23 protein-coding genes are annotated in these 25,282 nt (G+C 32.6%); 2 read left to right on the forward strand and 21 right to left on the reverse strand.

From position 1 onward, the window contains the following. Nucleotides 1–251: 251 nt before the first annotated feature. From ypfJ to B0A66_RS06920, 8 genes are all read right to left on the reverse strand, one after another. Nucleotides 252–1,100, reverse strand: a complete 849-nt coding sequence (gene ypfJ / locus B0A66_RS06885; protein WP_089049121.1) for a KPN_02809 family neutral zinc metallopeptidase — start codon at nt 1,098–1,100, stop codon at nt 252–254. Nucleotides 1,101–1,192: 92 nt separating this feature from the next. Next, on the reverse strand, nt 1,193–4,873 hold the full coding sequence (locus B0A66_RS06890; RefSeq protein ID WP_089049122.1) for a response regulator: 3,681 nt from the start codon (nt 4,871–4,873) through the stop codon (nt 1,193–1,195). A gap of 86 nt (nt 4,874–4,959) precedes the next feature. Further along, the gene (locus B0A66_RS06895) at nt 4,960–5,751 is read right to left on the reverse strand and encodes a DUF2189 domain-containing protein (protein WP_089049123.1); all 792 of its coding nucleotides are present in this window, start codon (nt 5,749–5,751) and stop codon (nt 4,960–4,962) included. 118 nt (nt 5,752–5,869) lie between these two features. After that, a complete protein-coding gene (locus tag B0A66_RS06900) occupies nt 5,870–7,198 on the reverse strand; it encodes an aldehyde dehydrogenase (RefSeq protein WP_089049124.1) in 1,329 nt (442 codons plus the stop codon). Between the two features lie 73 nt (nt 7,199–7,271). Continuing rightward, nucleotides 7,272–7,961, reverse strand: a complete 690-nt coding sequence (locus B0A66_RS06905) for an RluA family pseudouridine synthase (protein WP_089049125.1) — start codon at nt 7,959–7,961, stop codon at nt 7,272–7,274. 209 nt (nt 7,962–8,170) lie between these two features. Next, on the reverse strand, nt 8,171–8,521 hold the full coding sequence (locus tag B0A66_RS06910) for a four helix bundle protein (protein ID WP_089049126.1): 351 nt from the start codon (nt 8,519–8,521) through the stop codon (nt 8,171–8,173). Between the two features lie 298 nt (nt 8,522–8,819). After that, nucleotides 8,820–9,638, reverse strand: coding sequence for a 3-methyl-2-oxobutanoate hydroxymethyltransferase (gene panB / locus B0A66_RS06915; RefSeq protein WP_089049127.1), 819 nt, complete (start codon nt 9,636–9,638; stop codon nt 8,820–8,822). Nucleotides 9,639–9,721: 83 nt separating this feature from the next. Next, a complete protein-coding gene (locus B0A66_RS06920; protein WP_089049191.1) occupies nt 9,722–11,149 on the reverse strand; it encodes an L-serine ammonia-lyase in 1,428 nt (475 codons plus the stop codon). A 309-nt stretch (nt 11,150–11,458) separates the two neighbouring features. Between B0A66_RS06920 and B0A66_RS06925 the strand changes: the two genes are divergently transcribed. Further along, a complete protein-coding gene (locus tag B0A66_RS06925) occupies nt 11,459–13,603 on the forward strand; it encodes a cation:proton antiporter (RefSeq protein WP_089049128.1) in 2,145 nt (714 codons plus the stop codon). Between the two features lie 21 nt (nt 13,604–13,624). After that, nucleotides 13,625–14,005, forward strand: coding sequence for a VOC family protein (locus tag B0A66_RS06930; RefSeq protein ID WP_089049129.1), 381 nt, complete (start codon nt 13,625–13,627; stop codon nt 14,003–14,005). A gap of 16 nt (nt 14,006–14,021) precedes the next feature. Here the strand turns inward: B0A66_RS06930 and B0A66_RS06935 are convergent, their stop codons facing one another. The 13 genes from B0A66_RS06935 to B0A66_RS06995 all read right to left on the reverse strand — a co-directional run bounded on the left by B0A66_RS06935 (nt 14,022) and on the right by B0A66_RS06995 (nt 25,263). Further along, on the reverse strand, nt 14,022–14,702 hold the full coding sequence (locus B0A66_RS06935; protein WP_089049130.1) for a mutarotase: 681 nt from the start codon (nt 14,700–14,702) through the stop codon (nt 14,022–14,024). A 6-nt stretch (nt 14,703–14,708) separates the two neighbouring features. Further along, the gene (locus B0A66_RS06940) at nt 14,709–15,077 is read right to left on the reverse strand and encodes an iron chaperone (protein WP_089049131.1); all 369 of its coding nucleotides are present in this window, start codon (nt 15,075–15,077) and stop codon (nt 14,709–14,711) included. Between the two features lie 110 nt (nt 15,078–15,187). Next, on the reverse strand, nt 15,188–16,411 hold the full coding sequence (locus B0A66_RS06945; protein ID WP_089049132.1) for a porin family protein: 1,224 nt from the start codon (nt 16,409–16,411) through the stop codon (nt 15,188–15,190). A gap of 141 nt (nt 16,412–16,552) precedes the next feature. Further along, nucleotides 16,553–17,770, reverse strand: coding sequence for a porin family protein (locus B0A66_RS06950; RefSeq protein WP_089049133.1), 1,218 nt, complete (start codon nt 17,768–17,770; stop codon nt 16,553–16,555). A 76-nt stretch (nt 17,771–17,846) separates the two neighbouring features. Beyond that, nucleotides 17,847–18,380 carry a GNAT family N-acetyltransferase gene (locus tag B0A66_RS06955; RefSeq protein WP_089049134.1) on the reverse strand — a complete coding sequence of 178 codons (534 nt, stop codon included), beginning with the start codon at nt 18,378–18,380 and terminating at the stop codon, nt 17,847–17,849. A gap of 36 nt (nt 18,381–18,416) precedes the next feature. Then, nucleotides 18,417–19,514 carry an MBL fold metallo-hydrolase gene (locus B0A66_RS06960; RefSeq protein ID WP_089049135.1) on the reverse strand — a complete coding sequence of 366 codons (1,098 nt, stop codon included), beginning with the start codon at nt 19,512–19,514 and terminating at the stop codon, nt 18,417–18,419. A 7-nt stretch (nt 19,515–19,521) separates the two neighbouring features. Continuing rightward, nucleotides 19,522–19,944: a DUF1801 domain-containing protein gene (locus B0A66_RS06965; protein WP_089049136.1), complete on the reverse strand. Its 423-nt coding sequence runs from the start codon at nt 19,942–19,944 to the stop codon at nt 19,522–19,524. After that, the gene (locus tag B0A66_RS06970; RefSeq protein WP_089049137.1) at nt 19,944–20,987 is read right to left on the reverse strand and encodes a serine hydrolase domain-containing protein; all 1,044 of its coding nucleotides are present in this window, start codon (nt 20,985–20,987) and stop codon (nt 19,944–19,946) included. The genes B0A66_RS06965 and B0A66_RS06970 overlap by 1 nt, the downstream gene beginning before the upstream one ends. 197 nt (nt 20,988–21,184) lie before the next feature. Further along, the gene (locus B0A66_RS06975; protein WP_123868225.1) at nt 21,185–21,688 is read right to left on the reverse strand and encodes a hypothetical protein; all 504 of its coding nucleotides are present in this window, start codon (nt 21,686–21,688) and stop codon (nt 21,185–21,187) included. 343 nt (nt 21,689–22,031) lie between these two features. Continuing rightward, nucleotides 22,032–22,676, reverse strand: a complete 645-nt coding sequence (locus tag B0A66_RS06980) for a suppressor of fused domain protein (protein WP_089049139.1) — start codon at nt 22,674–22,676, stop codon at nt 22,032–22,034. Between the two features lie 65 nt (nt 22,677–22,741). After that, complete coding sequence (locus B0A66_RS06985) at nt 22,742–23,257, reverse strand: TPM domain-containing protein (protein WP_089049140.1); 516 nt, start codon at nt 23,255–23,257, stop codon at nt 22,742–22,744. A gap of 194 nt (nt 23,258–23,451) precedes the next feature. After that, the gene (locus B0A66_RS06990; protein WP_089049141.1) at nt 23,452–24,198 is read right to left on the reverse strand and encodes a DUF2314 domain-containing protein; all 747 of its coding nucleotides are present in this window, start codon (nt 24,196–24,198) and stop codon (nt 23,452–23,454) included. A 114-nt stretch (nt 24,199–24,312) separates the two neighbouring features. Next, nucleotides 24,313–25,263 (reverse strand): DUF6620 family protein, encoded by a 951-nt coding sequence (locus B0A66_RS06995; protein WP_089049142.1) that lies wholly within the window; start codon nt 25,261–25,263, stop codon nt 24,313–24,315. Nucleotides 25,264–25,282 lie beyond the last annotated feature (19 nt).

Consider the following 25,282-nt stretch of genomic DNA (forward strand, 5'->3'; position numbering starts at 1 on the left):
AACAATATGCATTGATCCCTGATTCGCTATGCGAAAACACGGATTTATGCGGATTTTTTATATTTATTTTCGATGTAGATTTTTCTATTTCTTAATTACTTTGAATTTTCTAAATACTTGAAATTTGTTTCAACCATGTTTCCTAACAGGTTTTTAAAACCTGTTAGGTATCGTTGAAGAGATAGTTTTAAAAAAAAAAGCATGACCGTTACGTCATGCCTAATTGGTTAAGATAGCTGATTTGTAAATTATCAAATTTCTTCAAAAGTAGTTCCCTGATCAATGTCTCCTGATTTAAATCCTTTTTTAAACCAGTACATTCTTTGTTCTGATGTTCCGTGTGTAAAAGAATCAGGCACAACCTGACCTTGCATTTTACTTTGAATGGCATCATCGCCCACAGCATTGGCAGCGCTCAAAGCTTCGTCAATATCTCCTTCTTCAATGTATTCCTGATTGTCGTGTGCCCAGACTCCGGCGTAAAAATCAGCTTGTAATTCCAGTGCAACAGAAAGTTTGTTGGCAGCTGCTTTACTTTTTCCCTGTTGATCGTGATGCATCTTGGCAGACGTTCCCAGTAAAGTCTGCACGTGGTGCCCAATTTCATGCGCTATAACGTACGCAATAGCAAAGTCGCCACCCTTGGCTCCAAATTTAGTTTTAAGCTCTTCAAAGAAGCCTAAATCCATATATACCTTTTGATCGGCCGGACAATAAAACGGTCCCGATGCCGCAGTCGCTCCACCGCAAGAAGTTTGTACTGATCCTCTAAAAAGTACCAATTTTGGTTTTTTATAGGTCATACCATGTTCTTTGAATATTTTATCCCAGGTATCTTCTGTTCGGGCCAAAACGGCTCTTACAAAATGTCCCATTTCTTCATCTTCTTTACTAAGCGGGGCAGCAGCTTCCGTTTGTGTTTGTTGTCCGCCTTGTAATTGTTCCAGAACAGGCGTTATAAGCTGTGCATTTTCACCTCCAAAAACATTTAGAAGTAAAATAATGATACCGATAATTCCGCCGCCAACAGCCACTTTTCCGCCGGAAACAGATCTTCTGTCTTCTACATTATCACTTTCTCGTGTACCTCTCCACTTCATATTAGATTGTTTTATTGATTGTTGAAAATTTAGTTGTACGAATTTATGTGTTTTTTTGAAAATACAGTAATCAAAAAACAATTAACTTTTAATTATTTTATCCACTTAGATAAAGCTTCTTCCACTGTTCCGCGAATGATCGGTTTCGAGATATAATCATTCATTCCGGCAGACAAACATTTGTTGCGTTCGTCTATTTCAGCTCCTGCTGTAACAGCAATTATGGGAACATCTTTACCGGATATTGTACTTCTAATGGCTTTTGTCGCTTCGTAGCCATTCATTATTGGCATTTGTACATCCATGAAAACAAGATCGGGATTTATGTTTTCTATTTGTTTCACTGCTTCATATCCGTTTTCGCATTCAAAAACAGTGGTATTAACATTTAAATTTTTTACGATAGTTTTTAAAAGTAGCATATTGACTTTATTGTCTTCGACAATCAAAACACTTACCTTTTTTTGCTGTTCCTGTTCGGTTATAGGTAATTCTACAGCGCTTGTTTTTGTAATGATTTTGTATTTCTCTGTAATGCTTTTATGACTGATATTTAAATTGAGATCGAAATAGAAGTTGCTTCCTTTATTTATTTCGCTTTCAAGTTGCAGACGGCTTTCCATTAGCGCCAATAACTGATTCGAAATGGTAAGGCCTAAACCAGTTCCGCCAAACTTTCTGGTTGTAGAACTATCTTCCTGAGAGAATGCTTTAAAAATCTTTAATTGATTTTGCTCTAAAATTCCAATTCCGGTATCAATTACAGAAAAACGAATGATGTAATTTTCATCTGATTTTTTTTCTATCACAGAAACAGTCAGTGTTATAGAACCTTCATTTGTAAACTTAATAGCGTTAGATAAAAGATTGATTAAAATTTGTTTTAAACGTACAATATCGGTCCAGATATACTTAGGTACATTAGCATCTACAATGAGTTCTAGTTTAAGCTTCTTTTGATTGGATTCATAAACAATCAAATCAAATATCTGTCCCAGTATTTTTTTAATATCATATAAATCGATAAAAAGTTCCAGTTTTCCGGCTTCAATTTTAGAGAAATCAAGAATATCATTGATGATATCAAGTAAGGAATGTGCAGACTGATTAATCGTAGTCATGTATTTTTCCTGAATTTCTTCAAGATTTGTTTTCATGAGTAAATGCGTAAATCCGATAATACCATTTAATGGAGTTCTGATTTCATGCGACATATTGGCAAGAAAATCAGATTTAGATTTATTGGCTGCCTCGGCTAATTCTTTTGCTTTTATGGCATCTTCACTTTCTTTGATTTTAGCAATGTTTCTATTTCTGTCTAAGGCCGAAGAAATGTTATTGGCAAGAGTCTGAAAAATATAGATTTCATCATCTGACCATTTTCGTTCTCTTGTACAATCATCAAAACCAATAAAACCCGAAAAGACATTGTTGGCATACAATGGCAAAATCAAAATAGATTTAATCTCATTGAGTTCTAACAGGTGTCTGAAATACGTGTCTTCAAGTTTTTTTGTTAGTATGCTTAAAACTTTTTTGTCTTTAGAGTTGTGAATGATTTCTTTTAAATCGTCTTCTGTAAAAGCCTGTAATTCGGTTATCTGATGTGGGATTCCGCCTCTTGACCATTTGTAGCGTTGCCCAATAGTGTTGGTGTCGAAATCTTTCTCGTAATAAAAAATATGATCTACATTCGAAGCTTTTCCAATGATCTCGTACGTTTCCTGAAACATTTTTTGTGTTGTCTGGCTTAGTAGAAACTTTTCAGTACAAAGTGCCAATGCAGACAATAAATCGCTTTTAACTTCTAGTTTTTTCTCTGCTTTCAGACGCATTTGTGAGGAAATGGCAAGCGAAATTACATCCGAAATAGTTTTAGCGTAATTGATGTCTTCGTTGTCCCAATCGCGTTTTCCTTCAGTACTTTCAAAGCAGGTAACACCAACCAATTGTCCGTTTAGGAAAATAGGAACATCCAGCATTGATTTTATTTTATTTTTGATAAAATAAACGCTTTCAAATTCAGATGTTTCTAATTTGTTAAAAACATCTGGTGCATTGATAATGGCTTTATTTTTAAGTGTTTCGAAATAAATAGGATAGGACTCTTTATTGAGTATGTTTTTATCGTTTAAGCTTTGGTCGTCCAGACTAAACAAGTTGCGACAGCTAATCGTATCATCTGAATATTTCCAGAAGCTTACCCGATTTGTTTTAGATACTATTGCAGCTTCCCGAATAATATAATTGATAACGTTTTGAATGTTATTATAATCCCTAAAATCTGTCGTCGACATTTTTTTTGTTGAATTATTATAGGCTTCAATTTTTTCTAAACGTCTTTTCTTTTCGTTTTCGATATTTTTTATTGCTGTAATATCCCTTGCAATACCGGCATAACTTATCGTTTGATGTAAGTCATTTTTGCGAATGATTACTTTTAATGAGATCCATAATTCTTCGCCGGTTTTCTTTAAAATCGGAATTTCGATCGTAGGATAATTGGTTTCGTTCTGCTCTAAATTTTCATAAAAATCTACCGCATTTTTGATGTATTCGTCATGAATGAAATTCGAATAATGCTGTCCAATAATTTCTTCTTCCGGATATTTTAATATCGAGAATCCAAATTCATTTATAAAAGTAAAATAGCCTCTTTCATTTATTTCAAAAATAATATCTGTTGCAGTCTGAATAAGATTTTTGTATTGGTCCTGAACGGTAATTTGTTCTGTAACGTCTTGACCTATACTAATAATTAAGTCCTCAGAGAATTTTTTATCTTTAAATTGAATGTGTTTATATTCTCCATTTTTGGTTTTTAATTTTCGGATATAAAGTCTGTTGTCCAAGTAATTTAAATTACTCTCGTACATAGTGGCTTTGTCTTTGTTTAATTTCCAAAATTCCATACCCAGAATTTCATCGGGTAAATAACCCAAGATGGCTGTTATGGTATCACTGCAAAATAGAATTTCACCTTTCCCATTTGTTGCAATTGTGAGCGAATTTCCTTTGTGAACAATCTCGTTGGCAAATCTAAAATTATCTCTGTTGTTTAATAAAACAGCATATTTTACCTGATTTATTATAAAAACCAGAATACAATAGTTGATTAATAAAATGGAGGTTTTAATGGGAATTAAATGAAAAATCACTGTCGCCATTAAAAATAAAGCGGCAGCAACAACAAACGTCCAATATACTTTTATGGGTTTGAGAATGCTGTATGAAAAGTAAAAAGAGATTAAAAACGCAATGATTGGGATAACATCTTTTTCGTGAAAAATAATGTTGCAGCTATTGTAAATGAAGTAAATAAGAAACAGCGAAATGAAAATTTGCTGGATTCGATTTTGCATATACTTGATTTTGTCAGTAGTGATATAAATCAGAAGTATAAATGTGCCAATGCTAATGTTTAGTATTAATAAGCTCTTTGGCCGGACTTTAAATATCTCGTTTATAATTTCGATGACAATAATGGCTATTCCAAAGAATAAGAGATAAAGTTGATATTCCTTATTGGTCGTTTCTATTTCACGCCGTTTTTCTATGAAGTTCCCAATCTTGCTTTTAATTCTGAAAAACTGATAGATCAAAATACCTAAGAAACCAAACAAAGACAATCCCAGAATAATGAGTTTGGGATTGTTAAAAAAGATAATACAGGAGTTAAAAACAGACCAATTTGTTCCAGTCGATTTCAAGGTATCTCCCAAGAGGGCGGTACCTGAAATCGTTGAACTAAAAAGACTATAGTTTTCTACCATAGTTTTAGAATTGGTTTTGTTTAGTAAATAACAATTTCGATTTTTCTAAGGAGTTGGTCAAGCTCTATGTTTTAGAAAAAGCTGTTTTATTCTGAATACGATGTTCCGATAGAATCAATAGAATCGTCTTCTTCAATATCAAAAATGGCGCAATACATGGCGTACGACATAGAAGTATTAAATGCAATTGTAAAAACTACTCCAATACAACATCCGATTACTCCAACGAAAGAGCCTAAAATTCCTGTAATAACTAATGCTAATAGTACAAACGGATTTTTGCTTACGACAATAACACTTGATTTTATAGCATCTAATGCTTTTAGATTTCCAAAAACAATTAGTGGAATTGTCAAAATGGTAAAAAACGAAATGACTAATGAAATTATACTTCCTAAGATACCAACCCCTAAACTTTCTAGTGTATTGGTAATAGCCGAACCTACAAGAGCTAAAATGAAGGCACTAATAAAAAGCTGTGAAAAATAAGGAGCTTGGTAATAACTGAAAATAGTAGAAACATTAAACTCATTATCTTTATCTGCGCTGTCTGCCATTTTCAAAAATCCTGCTCCAAAAGGGCTTAATAAAGCACTTAAAAAAGATATGATGAAGGTAGAAGCAAGCAATTGTACAGAAGATAATTTTTGAGCTCCTAAACTTTTAAAAAATTCTTCGTTTAAACTTTCAGCTCCGTAGTAAGCTCCTACAATAAATGTAAAACCAATAAAAAATAGTATAGAAAATACCAGTATAATTAAACCAGCATAAAGTGCGATTTTTTTGTAGTTTTCAAATGCATGATTAAAAACATTAGAAAAGTCTAAGGAATAGCCATTTGTTTTAATAGCTTCGACTTGGTCAAGAGTAGATTTCATCGTTTAAGTAGAATTGTTTTATTAGCTGTAATATTTAATTACTATTTAAACGTAAATATAATATTTTTAATCAATTCCTTAAAAAAATCAAAAAAACATTCTAAAATGTTTTGGAAATTTAAAGCCAATCCAACACCCTTTTGATTGAAGCTAATTTGTCCTTGTAAGGTGCGTATCGCATAGGGATATCAAGCCAATTGGCTTTTTTTACCACTCCTTTATGATGTGAAAAAGTATCAAAACTCAACTGTCCGTGATAAGCACCAATTCCACTATGACCAACACCACCAAAAGGCAGTCTTTTATTAGAAAAATGGACTATTGTATCGTTTATACAACCGCCTCCAAAGGAGTAAGTTTGAATTATTTTTTTGGTGAAAGATTTATTCTCACTGAAGATGTAAAAAGCAAGAGGTTTCTCATAGCGGGTAATAATATTTTTTATGTCTTCTTCTGTTTCGTACATTAGAATTGGTAAAATTGGACCAAAAATTTCTTCTTTCATTACAGCACTTTCTAAACTTGGCTCTTCGATTAAAGTTGGTGCTATATAAAGTTCGTTAACATCACTTTGACCTCCAAAAATAACCTTTTCGCTTTCGATCATGCTTACAAGTCTCAACCAGTTTTTAGTATTAATGATGCGGGCAAAGTCAGGTGATTTTTCTGTGTTCTTGGTATAAGCATTAATGATTTCTTCCATCAAAAATTTTATGAAATTGATTTTCATGTTTTTTTGAATCAAAATATAATCCGGCGCAATACATGTTTGTCCTGCGTTGATGAATTTTCCCCAGACAATGCGTTTTGCTGCTAATTTTAGATTGGCAGTTTCATCAATGATACACGGATTTTTTCCGCCTAATTCTAATGTAACAGGTGTAAGATTTTCTGCTGCTGCTTTTGCTACAATTTTCCCAACGGTTACACTGCCGGTAAAAAAGATATAATCCCATCGCTGCGCCAGTAGTTTGTTCGAAATATCAATACCGCCCTCAACTACTTCGACATGATTAATGTGAAATGTTTTTTCGATAATTTCAGCAATAATAGCAGAAGTATGAGGTGTAAGTTCTGATGGTTTCAAAGTCACCTTATTTCCGGCTGCAATTGCAGAAATCAAAGGACACAATGCAAGTTGAAAAGGGTAGTTCCAGGGAGCAATTACCAAAACGTTTCCGTAAGGTTCTTTGTAGATGTAATCTGTAGAAGGAAAGTTAACAAGTGATGGGAAAACACGCTTGGGTTTTGCCCATTTCTTGATATTTTTGATGGTATCTTTTAATTCTGAAATTACATAATTGGTTTCCGTAATAACAGCTTCGAATGCAGGTTTCTTAAAATCATCGTATAAAGCCTGTATGATTAAATCTTCGCTTTTCTGAATGTTGTACAATAACTTTTTTAGTGTTTCTTTTCGGTATCCAATATCGTTTACGTAGTCCATTTTAATGATCGGCTTGATTGAACCATGCAAGTTAAATGATAAAAATTTAAAAAATAAGAATTATATCATAAAATCATAGTGCATTCCAGATGGTTTCATCAGGAGTTGGAGCGACAATGGTAATGTTTTCTTTCGTCACCGGATGAACAAAAGATAATTTTCTGGCGTGAAGATGAATTCCGCCATCAGGATTGCTTCGGTCAAAACCATATTTTAAATCTCCTTTTATAGGCGATCCAATGGCCGATAATTGTGCACGAATCTGATGATGACGACCGGTATGCAGATTAATTTCTAAAGCCACATAGTTATTCAGTTCTTTAAAAACGGTGTAATCCAAACTGGCAACTTTGCTGTCAGGTACTTCTTTTAAATGTGCTTTTGAAGTATTGTTTTTTTCGTTTCTCTTTAAAAAGTGAACCAATTTTGCCGTTGCTTCCTGCGGTTTGTTCTTAACGACTGCCCAATAGGTTTTTTTAGTTTCTCGGTTACTAAATAGTTCATTCATGCGAGTCAAAGCCTTGCTAGTTCGCGCAAAGACAACAATTCCGGTTGTGGGTCTGTCTAAACGATGAATTACACCCAGAAAAACATCACCTGGTTTATTGTATTTGTCTTTTATGTATTCTTTTACAACGTCAGACAAAGGCTTATCTCCCGTTTTGTCGCCTTGCACGATATCACCCACACGCTTGTTTACCACAATAATGTGATTGTCTTCATGGAGAATCTGGAGGTTGATTTTGTTGGAAAGAATTTTCATTTTTAGACTTACTTAGAATTTTAGACTGACTTAGACTTCTTAGATTTTTAGACTTGCTTAGACTTCTTAGATATTAGACTAGCTTAGATTTCTTAGATGTTGGATTTGTTTGACTTATTGGTTGTTAGACTTCTTAGATGTTAGACTGACTTAGAATTCTTAGATTATTTTGACTACTTTGAATTTTAGATTTGCTTAAATTAAAAAGATTATGCTAAAGTTGCTCTGAATTTAGACGTCATTTTAATAATTTCAGCCAACATTTCTGTTAACTCGGTTGTGTTTTCTTCGCTAAGGAATCCAAGGTCGGATGAAATTAAAAGTTGGGTTTCTAATTCATAAGCAGAACCAATAGCAATTTCTAGAAATCGGGCAAAATCTTTATTTGATTTTCTTGAAGAACCTTCAGCAATATTTGAAGGAATTGAAACCGAAGCTCGTCGTAATTGATTTGTTATTCCAAATTTTTCTTCACTTGGAAAATCTGCTGTTGCATTATATATTTTAGAACAAAACAATCTGCTTTTTTTCCAAATTAAAAGCTCTTTGTATTGATGCATTTTTTTTAATTAAATTTTAATTTAGACTGTAATTTAGACTGACTTAGATTTTTAGACTTGCTTAGACTTCTTAGATTTTTTTACCAGACTGACTTAGATTTTTAGACTTGCTTAGATTTCTTAGATTTTTTTACCAGACTGACTTAGAATTTTAGATTTGCTTAGACTTCTTAGATTATTTATTAATAAAAAAAAAAAAGAAAGTTAATAATATAAATCCAAGAAGTCTAAGCTAGTCTAGCATCTAACAAGTCTAAGCTAGTCTAAGTCAGTCTAAAAATCTAAGCAAGTCTAAAAATTAATATTGTTCCTTCTCACTAGGAAAGTCACTAGATTTTACATCAGTTACATATTGACCGATGGCAGAAGTCATTTGTTCGTATAAGTTTAGGTAACGACGTAAAAAACGTGGACTGAATTCGTTGTTCATTCCAAGCATGTCATGAATAACCAGTACTTGTCCGTCTACACCGCCGCCTGCACCAATTCCGATTACGGGAATAGAGATACTTTTTGCAACTTGTTCTGCTAAATGAGCAGGTATTTTTTCTAAAACAACACCAAAACAACCTATTTTTTCAAGCATTTGGGCATCTTCGATCAATTTTTCAGCTTCTTCCTCTTCTTTTGCACGAACGCTGTACGTTCCAAATTTGTAGATCGATTGAGGAGTTAAACCCAAGTGTCCCATTACTGGAATTCCGGCGTTAAGTATTTTTTTGATAGATTCTTTTATTTCTTTTCCACCTTCCAGTTTTACAGCGTGACCGCCGCTTTCTTTCATGATTCTGATAGCAGAACGTAAAGCTTCTTTAGGATCAGACTGATAGCTTCCGAAAGGTAAATCAACAACAACTAATGCTCTTTCAGTAGCACGAACTACAGACGATGCATGATATATCATTTGATCTAAGGTAATTGGCAACGTCGTTTCATGACCTGCCATAACATTGGATGCTGAATCTCCCACTAAAATCACATCGATCCCTGCGGTATCAACAATTTTCGCCATGGTATAATCATAAGCTGTTAGCATAGAGATTTTTTCTCCATTGCTTTTCATTTCGATTAATGACTTTGTTGTGATTCTTTTATAATCTTTTTTAGCTACTGACATTTTATTTTTTTTGAGTATGTAAAAGTATTGAATTATTATAGATTGAAATTAACAATCGTAGAATATTTCAATACAGAATGTTTTTAACAGTCGGCCATGTTAACAGCAATTGCTAATCCGCCTTCGGAGGTTTCTTTATATTTAGAATTCATATCCTTGGCAGTTTGCCACATGGTATTTATTACTTTATCTAAAGGTACTTTTGCATTTTTTGAATCGGTTTCCAGCGCTAGTTCTGCTGCATTTATTGCTTTTATGGCACCCATTGTATTTCTTTCGATACACGGAATCTGAACCAGACCACCAATAGGATCGCAGGTTAAGCCAAGGTGATGTTCCATAGCAATCTCGGCAGCCATTAGAACCTGAGCAGGCGTTCCGCCCATTAATTCACAAAGTGCTGCTGCAGCCATTGAAGAAGAAACACCAATTTCTGCCTGACAGCCACCCATTGCAGCTGAGATTGTAGAACCTTTTTTGAAGATACTTCCAATTTCTCCGGCAACCATCAAAAATTGTTTGATTTCTTTTTCTCCTGCATTATGATTTTCAATTACTAAATAATACATCAAAACAGCTGGAATAACACCTGAACTTCCGTTAGTTGGAGCGGTAACAACACGTCCTAATGAAGCATTTACTTCATTTACAGCAAGTGCAAAACAACTTACCCATTTTAATATCTGACGAAATTTAACCTCAGTTTTTCTAATTTCCTCTAACCAGCTTTGAGGATCAGAATAATTAGAAAGTCCAATTAAATTCTGATGCATGTCAAAAGCACGTCGTCTTACGTTTAAACCACCAGGAAGAATCCCGCTAGTATGACAGCCTATGTACATGCATTCGAGCATCGTATTCCAAATACGCATTAATTCTGAATCAATTTCAGCTTCAGGGCGCATTGATTTTTCATTTTCATAAACAATTTCAGAAATCATTTTGTTTTCTGAAACTGTATAATTTAAAAGCTCAACAGCATTTTGAATCGGAAAAGGAAAAGCGCATTTTATTTCTTCTTTTATTTTTGCGTTTGTACGTTCTTCTTTAACTACAAAGCCTCCACCAATAGAATAAAAAGTTGATTCGTATTCAGAATCATCCGCTTTGTAAGCTGTAAATTTTAGTCCGTTAGCATGAAAGGGAAGGAAATCTTTATTGAATACAATATCCTGCAGAAAATAAAACGGAATCGTAAGTTCATTACCTAAAATGATTTCATTTTTAGTTTCGATCGTTTTAATAATTTCTGCAATGCTTTCAACAGGAATATATTCAGGATCCTGACCGCTTAGACCTAACATAATTGCTAAATCGGTAGCGTGCCCTTTACCTGTTAATGAAAGGGAACCGTATAAATCAATTTTAACTCTTGTTGTTTTTTCTAAAATAGATTCGTCTTTTAACTCTTCTAAAAAACGTTCTGCGGCGCGCCAAGGACCCAAAGTGTGTGAGCTCGAAGGACCAACGCCAATTTTAAGCATATCAAAAACAGAGATACATTCTTCCATCATACAATATTTATTAAGACAAAGATAATTGAATAATGCAAAGATGGTTTGTTAAGATTTATAAATCTTGCAGTTTTGTTAGAATTAGTATGAAATAATAATAATTTATCAACGAAATAAAATTTAAAATCTTAAAATCAGCTTTTTCTAAAGAGTTCGGTTTTTTTTTAGGTATTTTTGTAAATAAGCAATCACTAAAGATTTCGGGTTTTTATTCGATCCGATAAAGAAAGTTAGGGTGTTTTGAATTTATTTTTGAAGCATTTTTTGTGAAAATTAAAATACCATTATAGAAGATAAAATTACATTATGATAGAATTTTTTAAGCATTTTTTAGAAGAATTTGAGTTGCCACTTAGTAATCCGGTATTAATTTTTTCACTAATACTTTTTATTATTTTGCTTTCTCCGATTTTGTTAAAAAAAATCAACATTCCCGGTATCATCGGACTTATTATTTCTGGCGTTATAATTGGTCCTCACGGACTTAATATTCTGGCGAAGAACTCTGCTGTCGATTTATTTTCTACGATAGGATTACTTTATATTATGTTTATCGCTGGTCTTGAACTTGATATGAATGAGTTTAAAGCCAATCGAAATAAGAGTTTACTGTTTGGTTTTTTTACTTTTATTTTCCCGCTTACCATTGGTTTCCCGGTTTGTTTCTATCTATTGCAATATGACTTTAATGCCAGTTTTTTAACAGCAAGTATGTTTGCTACACACACGTTAGTAGCCTATCCGATTGTTAGTAAACTAGGAATAGCAAAAAATCAGGCTGTTGCTATTACTGTTGGAGGAACAATTCTGACAGATACAGCCGTTTTGATTATTTTGGCAGTAATAATGGGAAGCAGTCAGGGAAATCTAAATCAGGCTTTCTGGATAAAATTAGGTGTTTCATTGGCTATTTTCTCCGCAATTATGTTTTTAGTTATTCCGCGAATTGCGAAATGGTTTTTCAAAAAATTAGAAAGTGAAAAACATGCTCATTATATTTTTGTGCTTTCTGTGGTTTTCTTTGCCGCTTTCCTGGCAGAAGTAGCAGGAGTAGAGCCTATCATTGGTGCTTTCGTTGCCGGTTTGGCACTAAATCCTTTAATCCCGCATTCATCGGCATTAATGAATAGAATTGAGTTTATCGGAAATTCATTGTTTATTCCGTTCTTCCTTATTTCTGTTGGAATGCTGGTTGATATCAGTGTTATATTAAGCGGTCCAAATGCGCTGATTGTAGCAGGAACATTAAGTGTTGTGGCTATTTTTGGAAAATGGATTGCAGCCTTTTTTACACAGCTTGTTTTTAGATATACAAAAACAGAAAGACAGCTTATTTTCGGATTAAGCAGTGCGCATGCCGCTGCAACGTTAGCTGTAATTTTAGTTGGTTTTAAAGCTAAAATATTAGATGAGAACATTCTAAACGGAACTATTATTTTAATTTTGATTACCTGTATTGTAGCGTCATTTGCTACTGAAAAAGCAGCTAAGAAAATTGCAATCTGCGAGGAAGAAATTTCTCCGGCACATACAGGAGATAAAATTTTAGAAGAACATATTTTGATTCCGCTGGCAAAAACTTCTTCTACGGCAAGTCTCTTGGATTTTGCACTTTTAATAAAAGACAAAAAATCAGCGAATCCGGTGACTTTGTTAACGATTGTTCCCAACAACGATCAGGCTGAAATTAATATTTTAAAATATAAAAAAGCGGTAGATAAATTTGTCATTCAGGCTTCAGCATCTGAAGTTAAGATAAATACGATTGCCAGAATTGATCATAATCCCGCAAGTGGAATCGCAAGGACTTCCAAAGAGATTATGTCGGATATCGTGATCGTGGGATGGCCTAGAAAAACAGGTTTTATCGATAAGATTTTTGGAGAAAATGTAGATTCTATTATCAATAATGTAGACAAGAGTTTATTTATCTGCAGGTTTCAGCATAACTTTATTGAAGAAAAAAGATTGGTATTTATTTGCCCGCCTTTTTCAGAAAGAGGAGTTGGTTTTCAGCTTTTGCTTCAAAAAATTTGTCGTTTGTCACAGGAATTAAGTATTCCGATTGTGATTTACGGAGAATATAAAACACATCAGTCAATTGTGCAAATTGCAACTAATTTAAGATTAAATGCAAAACTTGGTTTCAAAAGTATTTTAGATTGGGAAGATTTTGACGCTATTTCTGATGAGATAAAAGATACCGATTTAGTTGTATTTAATTTATCGAGAAAAGGTTCTGTTTCGTACCAATCGATTTTTGATAAATTACCTCAAAAATTCGAGAAATCATTTGATAATAACAATATTATATTGGTTTATCCACAAGATGATCGTCAGGAAAGTGCTATGGATGCGTATGAAGATTTTACTGCTACGCCACTTACAAAAGGTCTTGAAGCAATCGAACAGATTGGTAGAGGTCTGGGAAGTATTTTGAAGAAGGGATAAAATATTCTAAAAGAAAATAAGATGGAAGAATCGATAAAAGTCAAACACAAAGCATTATCTATACGACCTTTTATTGGAGCCAAAGATTTTGAGGTGTCCAGAAGTTTCTATCGGGATTTGGGTTTCGAAGAAGTAGTATTGGATGCTAAATTTTCCGTTTTTAAAACAGGTGATCTGGCTTTTTATCTTCAGGATTATTATGATAAAAACTGGATAGAAAACACGATGATTTTTCTAGAAGTGGAAGATGTTGATTATTACTATAATCAATTATTAGTTTTGAACTTAACTGAAAAATATGGCGTTAAATTAACACCTACAGTTCATTTAGATTGGGGAAGCGAATGTTTTTTGCACGATCCGTCCGGCGTTTTATGGCATTTTGGGAAGTTTACTAAATAAATTTTGTTGTGAAAAATCAAAGAATAAAATCAGCTAAATGAATGGTGTTTTCTTCCCTTTGATACCAATCATTATAAACCAATTCCAAATTTCGTACTTCAAATTCTCCAAAATCATACGTTCGGTATTTTTCTAAAATTTTTACTAATTCAGTTGGATTTTGAAGTTTTTCCTGAAATCGCATTATGGTCGAATGTGCAGTTGAAATGGTATAGCGACTATCAATACTTTGTTCTAAATTCGATTTTTTAAAGTTCTCGCGGAGTTTATTTCGAAAATTGTTCAAAGAATCATCAGTTGGAAAACCCTGAAGCATAATTGCAGATGGAGAAGCTGTTATTCCTTTAAATTTAATAGTAATCGAGTCTAAATCAATTAGTGTTTTAGTAATAATTTCAATGTAATCTTCGATCTTAATTTTATTTAAAGTAAAACCTTCATAACACGAAATAATAGACATAACTGTAATATGAATATCTGATGAAGGATAAAAATACTGTAATGGCTCAATTGCAGCTAAATCATTAATTAAGGTGTGGATTGCAGCTTTTATTGCTTCGCTGGGGCGAATGAGCAACGTGATACCAAAGCGAGTATCCGAAGGATTCGTAATCTGATTATCTAATTTATAATTTCCCTCTAAAATTAACTTAGAAGATGCTATGTATAATTGATCGTAGTGCTGACTTAAATTCATAAACTATTACTTCTTTTTAATTTTTTCGAGATTTTCCTGTACTCTGAATTTTACTATTTTAGAAATAAGTTCATAAGGCATTGGTAAATTTAAAGGAAATTGAACCGAACCTTTTCCTGATTTATAAGAAGAAAGTTCTTCTTTAAAAGCTTCATGACCTGTTGGCAGCGCATATAAACCAATATGATTTTTATAGGCAGCAAAGTAAACTACAATTCCGTTTTGTTCGAAAGCCGGCATCGAATAACTAATTTTTTCTTTAGCATCTGGAGCTGCTTCTTGAATTGTTGCCCGTATTCTTTCCAAAAGTTCCTGTACATCATTTGGAAATCCTCCAATGTATTCGTTGATGGTTTTAGGTTTTTTTGTTTCCATTTTTTTATTTTACGTGAACTTGAAATACTATACTAATTTAAGAAATATTACATAAAAAAAGAGCTTTACAATAAGTTGCAAAGCTCTTTTAGATTTTTTAGGTATCAGTTTTAAAATATTGAATATCCAAAAACTAATGCAAAATATTGGTATTTGGATGTCCAGCTAAGATTACGATCTGTTATGCTTTTATTTAAGTTAGCCCTGGTTTCTACACTGTATTTGTTCTTGTATTTATATCCTAAACCAAATACTATACTAGGCTTTGGTCTTATTTCCATTTCGGTACTTGGTACATTTATATAGCGCTCGAATGTAGCTTTAGAGTTAAAACTATATTCAATAATGAATTGTGTATTTATGAAAAGTTTTGAATTATCATTTAAAAACATATAATGTCTCAATCCAATTGGAAATTCAATCGCATTGTATTCCATAATTGACTTCATATCATGTCCTCTATAATTTTTCTTCGTTTTTTCGGAATTATAACTGTGATATGTCGGTTCAAAAATAATAGCCCATTTGTTTCTATTAAAAGACATAATAAATTCAGCTTCAAGACCTATTCTAAATCCAATTTTATTGCCAAAATCGGTGTTAAAAAAAGATCCCTTTCCTGCGTCGACAGATAAACTAGAACTTATTATCCCTGGTCTAACGTTTAGATTAAAAAAATCTCTTTCTTTGCTTTCTTTGAAATTATAATTAATAACTTCAGAATTATTGCATTCATTATATCTTATGAATAATTTTATTAATTTGTTTCTTTTATAGTTTAAACTTTCGATTTGATTACTAGCAATATTATCACATTGTAGGTTTGTCCATAACTGTTGTTTATACTGTTTATTTTCAGCAATTTGAGCTTCAGTAATTTTGTATGATTTGTAAACAAGTTGTGTAATTTGTAATGAATCAGTTTTAAAAAAGTAGCGTGTTAAATGTTTATTATTATACTCTAATAAAGTTGCTTTTCCTTCAATAAGAACTTTAAGCAGTAAATTTTCTTTTTTGAATATTGGATTTTTCTCATATCCCATTTCACTGATTAAGCTACTTGAACGATCTATGTCTACATCATATCTTTCATATTTAGATTTATCACTAACTTCAAGAACTTTAATCTGATCTGTATTAATTTTTATTGCTTGATCTTGTTCGTCTAGTTTGTATTCAAATTCTGTCGGACTATTTAACCAGTCTAAATTTTTGATTAAGCAGTCGGTTTTTTTATCGTTTTGATCAATAAAATATCCTTTTTCAAATGAAATTTGCGAATAAGAGAGTGTACTTAAAAAAAGAAAAAGGTAAGCAAGTAGTTTTTTAGTCATTTTTAAATTTTGTTTGAGGTATATTCTTGCAAATATAGAGATACAGGTTAAAAAGAACACATTTATAATAAATCATTTTAAAAATTACATAAAAAAAGAGCTTTACAATAAGTTGCAAAGCTCTTTTTTTAGATATCAGTTTTAAAATATTGAATATCCAAAAACCAATGCAAAAGATTGGTATTTAGATGTCCATTCCAAATAGTTGCCTAAAACATTTTTAAGATTAGTTCTTGCTTCGATGCTATATTTTTTCTTGTAATTATAACCTAAACCCAATGCAAAACTATTATTTGGTGTAATTTCTAATTCTGTAATATTATCATAGTAATTAGCAACAACTTTAGAATTAGAGGAGACATGTTCCATAACATATTGAGCATTTATAAAAAGCTTAGAATCATTATTTAAAAACATATAATGTCTAAATCCGGCGGCAAACTCGATATAGTTGTAATCTGCAGTAAAATCTCTTCTGCGGCCACTAGGATTTACGGTTGTGCTTTCAGCTTTATAAGAAGAATAAGTAGGCTCAAAAATAAACGACCATTTGTTTTTATTAAAAGGGAAAACAAATTCAGCCTCAAGACCTACTCTGAATCCTATTTTGTTTTTAAAATCTGCATAATTTAATGTATTTGCTTCATTTGATACAGACAAACTAGAACTTGTTATTCCGGGTCTGATATTTAGATTAAAAAAATCACGATCTTTTTTCTCTTTAACTTTAAAGTCAACAAATTCCGAATTATTACATTGGTTGTATTTTATGAAGAATTTGATTAATCTGTTTTTCTTATAAGTAAGGTTTTCAACTTCCTTAATTGCAATATTATCACATTTTAAGCCCATCCATAATTGTTGCTTGTATTGGCTGTTTTCAGCAATTTGAGCTTCTGTTACTTTATAGGATTTATGAATAAGTTGCGTAACAGGTATTGAGTCTGTTTTGAAAAAATAACGTGTTAAATTGTCATTATTGTATTCTAACAAAGTTGCTTTTCCTTCTATTAAAACTTTTAGCAGTAAATCTTCACTTTTGAATATTGGGTTTTTATCATATCCCATTTCACTTAAAATTCTACTGGAGCGATCAATATCTACAGCATGTCTTTCATACTTTGATTCATTTTCTATTCCAAATGATTTCAATTGCGAAACATTAATTTTAATAGGTTGATCCTGTTCATCTAATTTGTATTCAAGATCTGTAGGATTGTTTAACCAATCTAAATTTTTAATTAAACAATCTGTTTTTGTATTGTTATTGTCAATAAAATATCCTTTTTGAAATGTAATTTGAGAATAAGATTGAAGACTAAAAAAAAGAAAAAGGTATGCAAGTAGTTTTGTATTCATTATTTTGGATTATATTTATTTTCTGCGAATTTTGGCAAATATAGAGATACATTCTGCAAAAAAAATATTTGATTATTTAATAATCAGCTTTACTTAATTCATATTCAAAATGTGGTAGATCTACACCATTACTTGAAACCATCATTTCTTTTGTTTTAACGGCTCCTAATTTAGCAACTGCTTTTTGTGAACGGATATTTTCAGCGCCAATATGAAATACAATTGTGTTTACATATTTGAATGCATAATCCATTAATAGCTTCTTATTTGATTTGTTGTGTAAGCCGCCCCAGAATTTACGGGCTATAAAAGTAAAACCAATTGCAATACTTGATTTCTCTGCGTTGTAGTCATAGTAGCGCGTGTTACCCACAATTTCATTAGTGTTTTTATCTAAAATTAGAAAAGAACTTTGCGAATTAATTGCTGCATCAAAGAAAGACCTGAATACTTCAATTTTATATCTGTCTTTCATAGGATGCTGTTCCCAAATTAAAGGATCTGACGCTACTTCATAAAGTGCGTCGAAATGACCTTCTTTTAAGGGAATCAATTTGGTAATGTCGTCTTCTAAAACTTCTGGCTGTAAATTAAAATTAGATGTGTTCATTGTATATTTTTTTTTTGTAAAAATGATAGGTAGGTATTAATTAACCCCTTTCCACCATTGCTGAAATACTTGTTTTTCGTTTTTAAGTTCTACCAATTGTCCAATCATTGGTGTAATTAGCGGAATCGGATTTTCTGAATTTGCATTTAATTCTGTTACTCTGATCAGGGGTTCATCCCAAGGATGCAATGCCAATGGAAATTTTGAAGAGTGTACCGGAAAAGCTCGTTTTGTATTTAAATCTTTCATCGCTTTTATTACATCTTCGGGTAAATTGTGAATGTATCTCCATGCCGGATTGTATTGCCCGTTATCAATAAGCGCAATATCAAAAGGGCCAAATTTAGCACCTATTTCCGCGAAATGTGTATCGTATCCGCTGTCACCTCCCAAATACATTTTAAAATCTTTGGAAGCAAGAACATAAGAAGTCCAAAGCGTATTGCAGCGTTTGATGCTTCTGCCTGAAAAATGTCTTGATGGAGTCGTGTAAAGCGTTAAATTTTCATCAAGTTCTATCTTTTCGTTCCAGTCTTTTTCGATGATAATCTCTTTTTGGAATTTCCAGAATTCAAAATGAGAACCTACACCAAGCGAGCAGATTACTTTTTTGATTTTTGGCTTTAAATCCATAATGGTTTTATAATCCAAATGATCGTAATGATCGTGTGTGATTACTAAATAATCTATTTCCGGAAAATCAGCTGCAGTGTAAATGTCAGTTCCTTTAAAAGCTTTCGTAGTTCCATAAATAGGAGAGGCGTTTCCGCTAAAAACAGGATCAATAAGGAATCGTTTTCCTTCTAGCTGAATAAAATAAGAGGAATGTCCAAACCATACCAAAATGTCCTGCTCGATAGAAAGTTCCAGTAAATTGGTTTTTTGAGTAGGAATACTATCCGTTGGAATTTTTCTTTTGACTTTTTTAAAGAAAAAATCAGTCAGTACAGTCGAATAACTATATCCTTCGGCAAGTTCAGGTGTAAAGTGAGCATTTTCGAATCTTCCGTTTTTGTAATTAGGAGATTGCTTTATAAGAGCCAGCCTTTCACCATCAGGTCTTTTACCATATCTTGGATGGTTAAAAACAAGGAGAACGAGAACAAAAACTAAGATAAGGAGTGTAATAATCATGACGATATTAATTTGATGGGTATAATTGTTGTATTTCCTGAACCGAAATAGAAATCATTTCTTTGAGAATTTCAATGTCAATATCAGCTACTTTTTTGATATAAATACAGCCTTTTCCAGCCTTGTATTTTCCAAAACGAGAAAGTAAATTTTCTTTATTCTCAAATGTTGGATACAAGTAAAGCGAAATTGCTTCTTTTCTTGGCGAGAAGGCAACAAGTGGAGCATCACCTTCTCGTCCGCTCGCATATTTATAATGATAACTCCCAAAACCAATAATAGCGGTGCCCCACATTTTAGGTTCAAAAGTAGTTTGTGTTTTCATGATTTCGATAAGTTCAAAAGAATCTTTTCTCTTGGCCTCATTTTCGACAGTATTTACAAAATGAGTAACACTGCTGTCTGTTTCGATTGTTTTATTTTTTGCCATTACATTTTTTGCAGTAAAGTACTTTTTAATAAAATGTTTTTGATTTTAAATTCAGTAGCATAGAACAGATCAGGATTATCAGGCATTATATTTTCCATCACAATCAAGCTAACATCGCTTTCTGGAAAATATATGTTTACAGACGAAAATCCATCACCTAAACCGGTGTGTCCTATATATTTCACGGCTTCTTTTTCGATGATGCGTATTCCATAACCATAACCTTCTTTTTCTTTACCAAAGAAATTATGCTGTGACAAAATGGTATAGCGAAGCAGCAACTGATATGTTTCCGGTTTAATAATTTTTCCTTTGTGGAGATTATTATTCCATATTGCCAAGTCATCTACTGTAGATAAAATACCAACTGCACCAAGGTTCTCAGGATTAATCATAGAATTAGTTACAGGTTTGTAGACATTGTTTTCAATAGAATAACCTGTTACTAAATTCGGAAATTGACCTTTAACATACACATTTGTGTTTTTCATTTTTAATTTCCTGAAAAGAGCGTTTGCCAGATCTGAATAGCTTTTCCCAGAAGTACCTTCTACAATTTTACCTAATAAGCTAAAGTTTAGATTTCCGTATTTATAATCACTTCCAGGTTTAAAAAGCAATGGTTTGTCTAATGCAATGATTCCATGCGAATGATTCAGTAACTGATGAACTTTAACAGAATCTGCCCAAGGTTGAGTAAGCTGAGGCAGGTATTTTTTTATTGGTGCATTCACATCTATTTTACCTTGTTCCACTTCAAGTAAAACTAATACAGCAGTAATTAGCTTGCCATTTGACATAATCTCAAATTGACTGTCTTGCTGCAAAGGTTTTTTAGTTGTCAAATCAGTAACTCCATGTATCTTTTTGTACAAAGTCTTTCCATTCTTTGAAATAAGAATTGCTCCATTAAATTTTGGATTAGCTACTTTAATTAAACTGTCGATTTTTGCAGTATAATCCTCTTTTTTTTGAGCAGTAGAATTGCAGCTTGAAAAAATAACAAATGCGAATAAGAAAGAAATTTTGAGGAAAGAATTCATGAAGTGCTTGGTTTTTTGCTGGTTTACGGTTAATTTTTTGAAGTTCCGTTTTATAGTTTAAAAAAGGAAACTAAGTTATGAAAATTAACGGTTTTAGGACTACAAAAAAGGGTTAAAGAATTGAAGATTTTTGCACTGTTAAAGCAACCAGTTTTTGAAAGGAAGTTACATGTTTTATAAGACGTAAAAAACGACTTTTATTCTAAGCGTTTAAACTCGTAAGCACTATTGTAACTAACACCTGCAGCTATAAATAGTAATAGTGCACCTTCATTGCATACCGCTTCATTTATTATAAGGTTGTTTTCTTTAGAAACTGCAATACGTCTTTTATTATTCTGACAGCCACCAAATAGATAAGGTATTCCGTTGCACTCCAAAAATTTATTGTCGAGATAAAACATTCCGTCCTTTTTGAGTTCGCCTTTAATTTGCTGTTTTTTAACACTCTTATTATTTTTAAATAATTCGAGATTCAGCGTATTGTTATTAGTTAGAATTAATTCTAGATGGTAGAAATGAAGACCGTTTAGTGTAGAATCCAGATCGGTAAATTTTACAATTTCATTGGTCATGTAATTGTATGAGTTGATGTATTTTTTTAAGCTCTCTAAATTAGAATGCTCCTTTTTTCTGTCAAACTTTTTTATGGGAAAGAAACTATACTTTCCGTTAATAGAAAGTACAGTTTCGGAATTCATTTTGTTATAATCGTTTTTAAACGTTTTATTTGAAAACGAGGCACAATTTAATAGAAAAATGGAAACCAGTAAAACCGCAAATATTCTCAATGTTGTAGCCATATTTGATTTTTTTATAAATAATTAATTTTTAATTCGTTGAGATTAATTTTATACCTACAAGGTTTTGAAAACCTTGCAGGACGAGCAGTGTAAATACCCCTTGAAATTAATTATTTACTACTAGTTTCTATGTTCTTTTGTTTCGTAAATAAAAATAATACGTTATAATTTTGGAGCTATTTCCTGCAAGGTTTTCAAAACCTTGTAGGTATTATTGAGCTTTCTATTGTGCTTAAATGCTTTACTTTCTGGTAAGATCAGTAATAAGCAAAGGGTTATCTTTTTTTAATTTATTTACTAAATCTTCAGCTGTTTCCGGATTTTCTTTTAAAGCTTCAAATTCCGCGGTTGTTATTCCTACGACTTGCAGGAAAGTAACTTCTCCGTGTGGCGTTTGTATTTTTTCGATTTCAGGATCAGCAACAAATAGCAATGCTGTAATTTCGGTTTCGGTGTCAAGTCGTATTGGGCCGTTGGCAGGCATGTAATGGAGTTCCTCAAACCAATTTCCGCTGCTGAAAACATATTTTGCAATGTTTTGTAACAGAGGAATTACCCAGGTTGGTGTTTCTTTATCTTCTGAAAATGGTTTTAATCTAAAGGTAAGCTCAAAACCCCATTTGCTAAATTCGCCATCTACTTTTTCTTCGTCATAATACAGTTCCGAAAAGCCATACGTAACATAATGAAAATGATCTGTTTGTTTTTTACTGTCGTAAATACTAATGCCATCTAGCGGATCAGGTCCGCCGAGCATGTAATGTATAGGAGGCGCAAAATGTTTAGGTTCCTGATTAGGATATAGACGGTCAAATTCTTTGTCGATGGATAACCAGCCAACAGCATCGTCTTCTGAAAATTCTTTCTTATATTCTTCTAATGTCATATACAAGTTTTTTTAGGATTAAAAACTATGATACAAGATAGAGATTTCGTCGGAAAAATTAAATTTTATTTTGCTTCTAGTTTTTGCATTATTTGTGTTACCGAATCTTCCATACCTTTATAATAGTTCCCTTTTTTAAATTCCGGAACGGTATAATTAGAAATAATTTCGGTGGTTTGACTATCGTCTAGTTTGTATTTGATAAATGACGAACCTAAAACCTGAATCTGTCTCATTTGTTTGCTTACAACAATTAAAACGGAAGGTTCGGTTTTTAAATCAGTAGTCAGGTATTTGTCTAAAGCCTGAGAATATTCAGAAAAATTCCCATACGAACCAGCTGAAGAAGTGGTTACGATGATAATTTTGTATAATGCCTTTTTTTCGAATGATTTTAAAGTTGTATTTAAAGTAGTGATTTGAGTTGGAGTAAGTATTTTCTCAAAGTCATTTACATAATCGTATGCTTTTGCAAAATCTTTGTTTATTTCTGATTTAGCTGCAACGTCTTTTTTTGTTTGAGAATGAACGCAATTAATTGATAACAAAGTAATTGTAATAATAAAGAAGATCTTTTTCATTGTATACTCAGGATAAGATTTGGTACGGCGAAAATACCGTTTTATTATTATAAATTGCAGTGTTTTGGGATACTAAAAAGTTAATCTTTTGCAATTTTTAAATGCTATAACAAAAGTCATATTTGTTGTTAAGTTTGTTTAAGGAAAAAAGAAAAAAAATCCGACTTGTTTTCACAAATCGGATTTAAATACTGTTATAAAAGTGGAAGCAGGTGTTCCCATTTTAAGCTTTCAGCAAAATCTCTAGCTGTTTTATTATCATGTGTTTTTGCATTCTTGTCTGCTCCTAAATCTAATAATACCTTTACAATGGTACTATTTCCTGCAATGGCTTCGCGATGCAAAAAAGTATATCCAAATTCATCTTCACCGTTTAGTTCATTTGGATTTTCTTTTATAAAATTAGCCAAACTGTCTTTCATATTAATGCTCATTGGATGTTCCGTAAGGTTTTCAGGTTTTTCTTTCTGTTCGTAAGCAACCAGAATATCATTGTAATCTCCAAAATCCATTCCCCAGGCATCATCGTGCTCTTGTCTTTCGGTTTCGCTCATTTCAGATCGCATTGCCTGAATTGTAAAGCCTCCGTATGTTTTATCCTGAGTTGCAAATAACCAATCGCTGATTTGGTTTATCGGAATTTCAACGTAGTCTCCGTTACTTACATTGGTTAAATCATTTGGATCGTTGACCAAAATTCCTTTGATTTTTTCGCCATCAAAGTTGATCTCGTTTATCCACATGTGTTCTACAATTGTTTCATCGTCTATTTCTTGTGTAAAGGCTAGTTTTACACAGGCAACATCAAGAGCAGGAATGATGCGTCTGTATTCCCAGGATAGTTCTCTCCAGAAATATTTGAATGTTTCTTGTGCTCTCTCGAAGGCGTTTATCATATTTTGACTTTCTCCGTCTGCAAAGAATATCGGTGTGTTTTCCATTAGGTATTAATTTAAAAGTATAATTTTTTTAAAGCGTTTTGAGTAATTTTAAACGAATAAAAAACCGATTTGTTTTTTGCAAATCGGTCTTTTTATACTCAAAACAAAGTGAGATTAGAAATTTACATCGTCTGCAATATTTCCACCTTGTTCTGCTGCAAATTTAGCAGCATATTCTTTTTGTTTTCCTTGTTGATAATCATGAAAGTGGTGAATGTCGTCTGAACTCCAGTTTTGATTTTGCTCTGTCATCCATTGCATTGCTGCAGATTGAAAATCGGCAAGGTTAATTCCGAAGTTTTCCAGAATCCATTGTGCACCATCGATTCCGTATTCGTAAGCTGCTTGTCTCGCTCCTGCAAGTTCTTCGTAGAAATAACGGTCTGTTCTGATTTTTTCAAGATTTGCCGCTCCTTCTTCTGAAATTTCAGCGTTTACATTTTCTAATTGAGGAAGCGTTACATTTTCAGCGAAATATTGTCCAAACAAAGTAGTCACTGTAAACGAAGTATCTTGTGCCATACGTTGTGGCCAGATGGTATTTAATTCTTCCCACACTGCAGGTTCGATACCCATTGCTTTACAAACTTCAAGGTAATCTACTCCGGCACTGATTTTAATAGTCATTGCAGTATAAGCTCTTAAATCGATACCATGTACCGGCTCAAGAAACGGATTACCATCAGCAACTTTTACAAATCCTGAAGTTTGAACTCCAGTATATTTTAATGAATTAGCGTGCTCAAATCGAATCATTTGATCGGAGTCGCAGTTGTTCCATTCTGTATAAACTTCTCTTCTGTAATTAAAGTAAATGTTTTGAATGTCTTTCTCATCAAGATCTTCACCGCTTTCGCGTTCGTCTGCGATCCAGGCTTCAGCTCTTTCAGCAACTTCGTCATCAAAATCTTCGACGTCGTAATGTGTTCCGTGCAACGTTTCAGGATCGTATTCTACTTCCTGATATTCATTGTCGTAATTATCATTTGAAGCTTCTGCTTGTTCGTAATTTTGATTTTCTTGTTTGTCGTCTCCATTTTGAGATCCAAAGAGTTTTTTAAACATTGTTCTGTCTTTTGGGATT

This window comes from Flavobacterium hercynium, assembly GCF_002217285.1.
In the GTDB taxonomy this organism is placed as follows: domain Bacteria; phylum Bacteroidota; class Bacteroidia; order Flavobacteriales; family Flavobacteriaceae; genus Flavobacterium; species Flavobacterium hercynium.

What these genes read in the sequence shown, in the direction of transcription:
- ypfJ (WP_089049121.1), bottom strand. Translation starts at nt 1,100, where the DNA reads ATGAAGTGGAGAGGTACACGAGAAAGTGATAATGTAGAAGACAGAAGA.
- B0A66_RS06890 (WP_089049122.1), bottom strand. Translation starts at nt 4,873, where the DNA reads ATGGTAGAAAACTATAGTCTTTTTAGTTCAACGATTTCAGGTACCGCC.
- B0A66_RS06895 (WP_089049123.1), bottom strand. Translation starts at nt 5,751, where the DNA reads ATGAAATCTACTCTTGACCAAGTCGAAGCTATTAAAACAAATGGCTAT.
- B0A66_RS06900 (WP_089049124.1), bottom strand. Translation starts at nt 7,198, where the DNA reads ATGGACTACGTAAACGATATTGGATACCGAAAAGAAACACTAAAAAAG.
- B0A66_RS06905 (WP_089049125.1), bottom strand. Translation starts at nt 7,961, where the DNA reads ATGAAAATTCTTTCCAACAAAATCAACCTCCAGATTCTCCATGAAGAC.
- B0A66_RS06910 (WP_089049126.1), bottom strand. Translation starts at nt 8,521, where the DNA reads ATGCATCAATACAAAGAGCTTTTAATTTGGAAAAAAAGCAGATTGTTT.
- panB (WP_089049127.1), bottom strand. Translation starts at nt 9,638, where the DNA reads ATGTCAGTAGCTAAAAAAGATTATAAAAGAATCACAACAAAGTCATTA.
- B0A66_RS06920 (WP_089049191.1), bottom strand. Translation starts at nt 11,149, where the DNA reads ATGGAAGAATGTATCTCTGTTTTTGATATGCTTAAAATTGGCGTTGGT.
- B0A66_RS06925 (WP_089049128.1), top strand. Translation starts at nt 11,459, where the DNA reads ATGATAGAATTTTTTAAGCATTTTTTAGAAGAATTTGAGTTGCCACTT.
- B0A66_RS06930 (WP_089049129.1), top strand. Translation starts at nt 13,625, where the DNA reads ATGGAAGAATCGATAAAAGTCAAACACAAAGCATTATCTATACGACCT.
- B0A66_RS06935 (WP_089049130.1), bottom strand. Translation starts at nt 14,702, where the DNA reads ATGAATTTAAGTCAGCACTACGATCAATTATACATAGCATCTTCTAAG.
- B0A66_RS06940 (WP_089049131.1), bottom strand. Translation starts at nt 15,077, where the DNA reads ATGGAAACAAAAAAACCTAAAACCATCAACGAATACATTGGAGGATTT.
- B0A66_RS06945 (WP_089049132.1), bottom strand. Translation starts at nt 16,411, where the DNA reads ATGACTAAAAAACTACTTGCTTACCTTTTTCTTTTTTTAAGTACACTC.
- B0A66_RS06950 (WP_089049133.1), bottom strand. Translation starts at nt 17,770, where the DNA reads ATGAATACAAAACTACTTGCATACCTTTTTCTTTTTTTTAGTCTTCAA.
- B0A66_RS06955 (WP_089049134.1), bottom strand. Translation starts at nt 18,380, where the DNA reads ATGAACACATCTAATTTTAATTTACAGCCAGAAGTTTTAGAAGACGAC.
- B0A66_RS06960 (WP_089049135.1), bottom strand. Translation starts at nt 19,514, where the DNA reads ATGATTATTACACTCCTTATCTTAGTTTTTGTTCTCGTTCTCCTTGTT.
- B0A66_RS06965 (WP_089049136.1), bottom strand. Translation starts at nt 19,944, where the DNA reads ATGGCAAAAAATAAAACAATCGAAACAGACAGCAGTGTTACTCATTTT.
- B0A66_RS06970 (WP_089049137.1), bottom strand. Translation starts at nt 20,987, where the DNA reads ATGAATTCTTTCCTCAAAATTTCTTTCTTATTCGCATTTGTTATTTTT.
- B0A66_RS06975 (WP_123868225.1), bottom strand. Translation starts at nt 21,688, where the DNA reads ATGAATTCCGAAACTGTACTTTCTATTAACGGAAAGTATAGTTTCTTT.
- B0A66_RS06980 (WP_089049139.1), bottom strand. Translation starts at nt 22,676, where the DNA reads ATGACATTAGAAGAATATAAGAAAGAATTTTCAGAAGACGATGCTGTT.
- B0A66_RS06985 (WP_089049140.1), bottom strand. Translation starts at nt 23,257, where the DNA reads ATGAAAAAGATCTTCTTTATTATTACAATTACTTTGTTATCAATTAAT.
- B0A66_RS06990 (WP_089049141.1), bottom strand. Translation starts at nt 24,198, where the DNA reads ATGGAAAACACACCGATATTCTTTGCAGACGGAGAAAGTCAAAATATG.
- B0A66_RS06995 (WP_089049142.1), bottom strand. Translation starts at nt 25,263, where the DNA reads ATGTTTAAAAAACTCTTTGGATCTCAAAATGGAGACGACAAACAAGAA.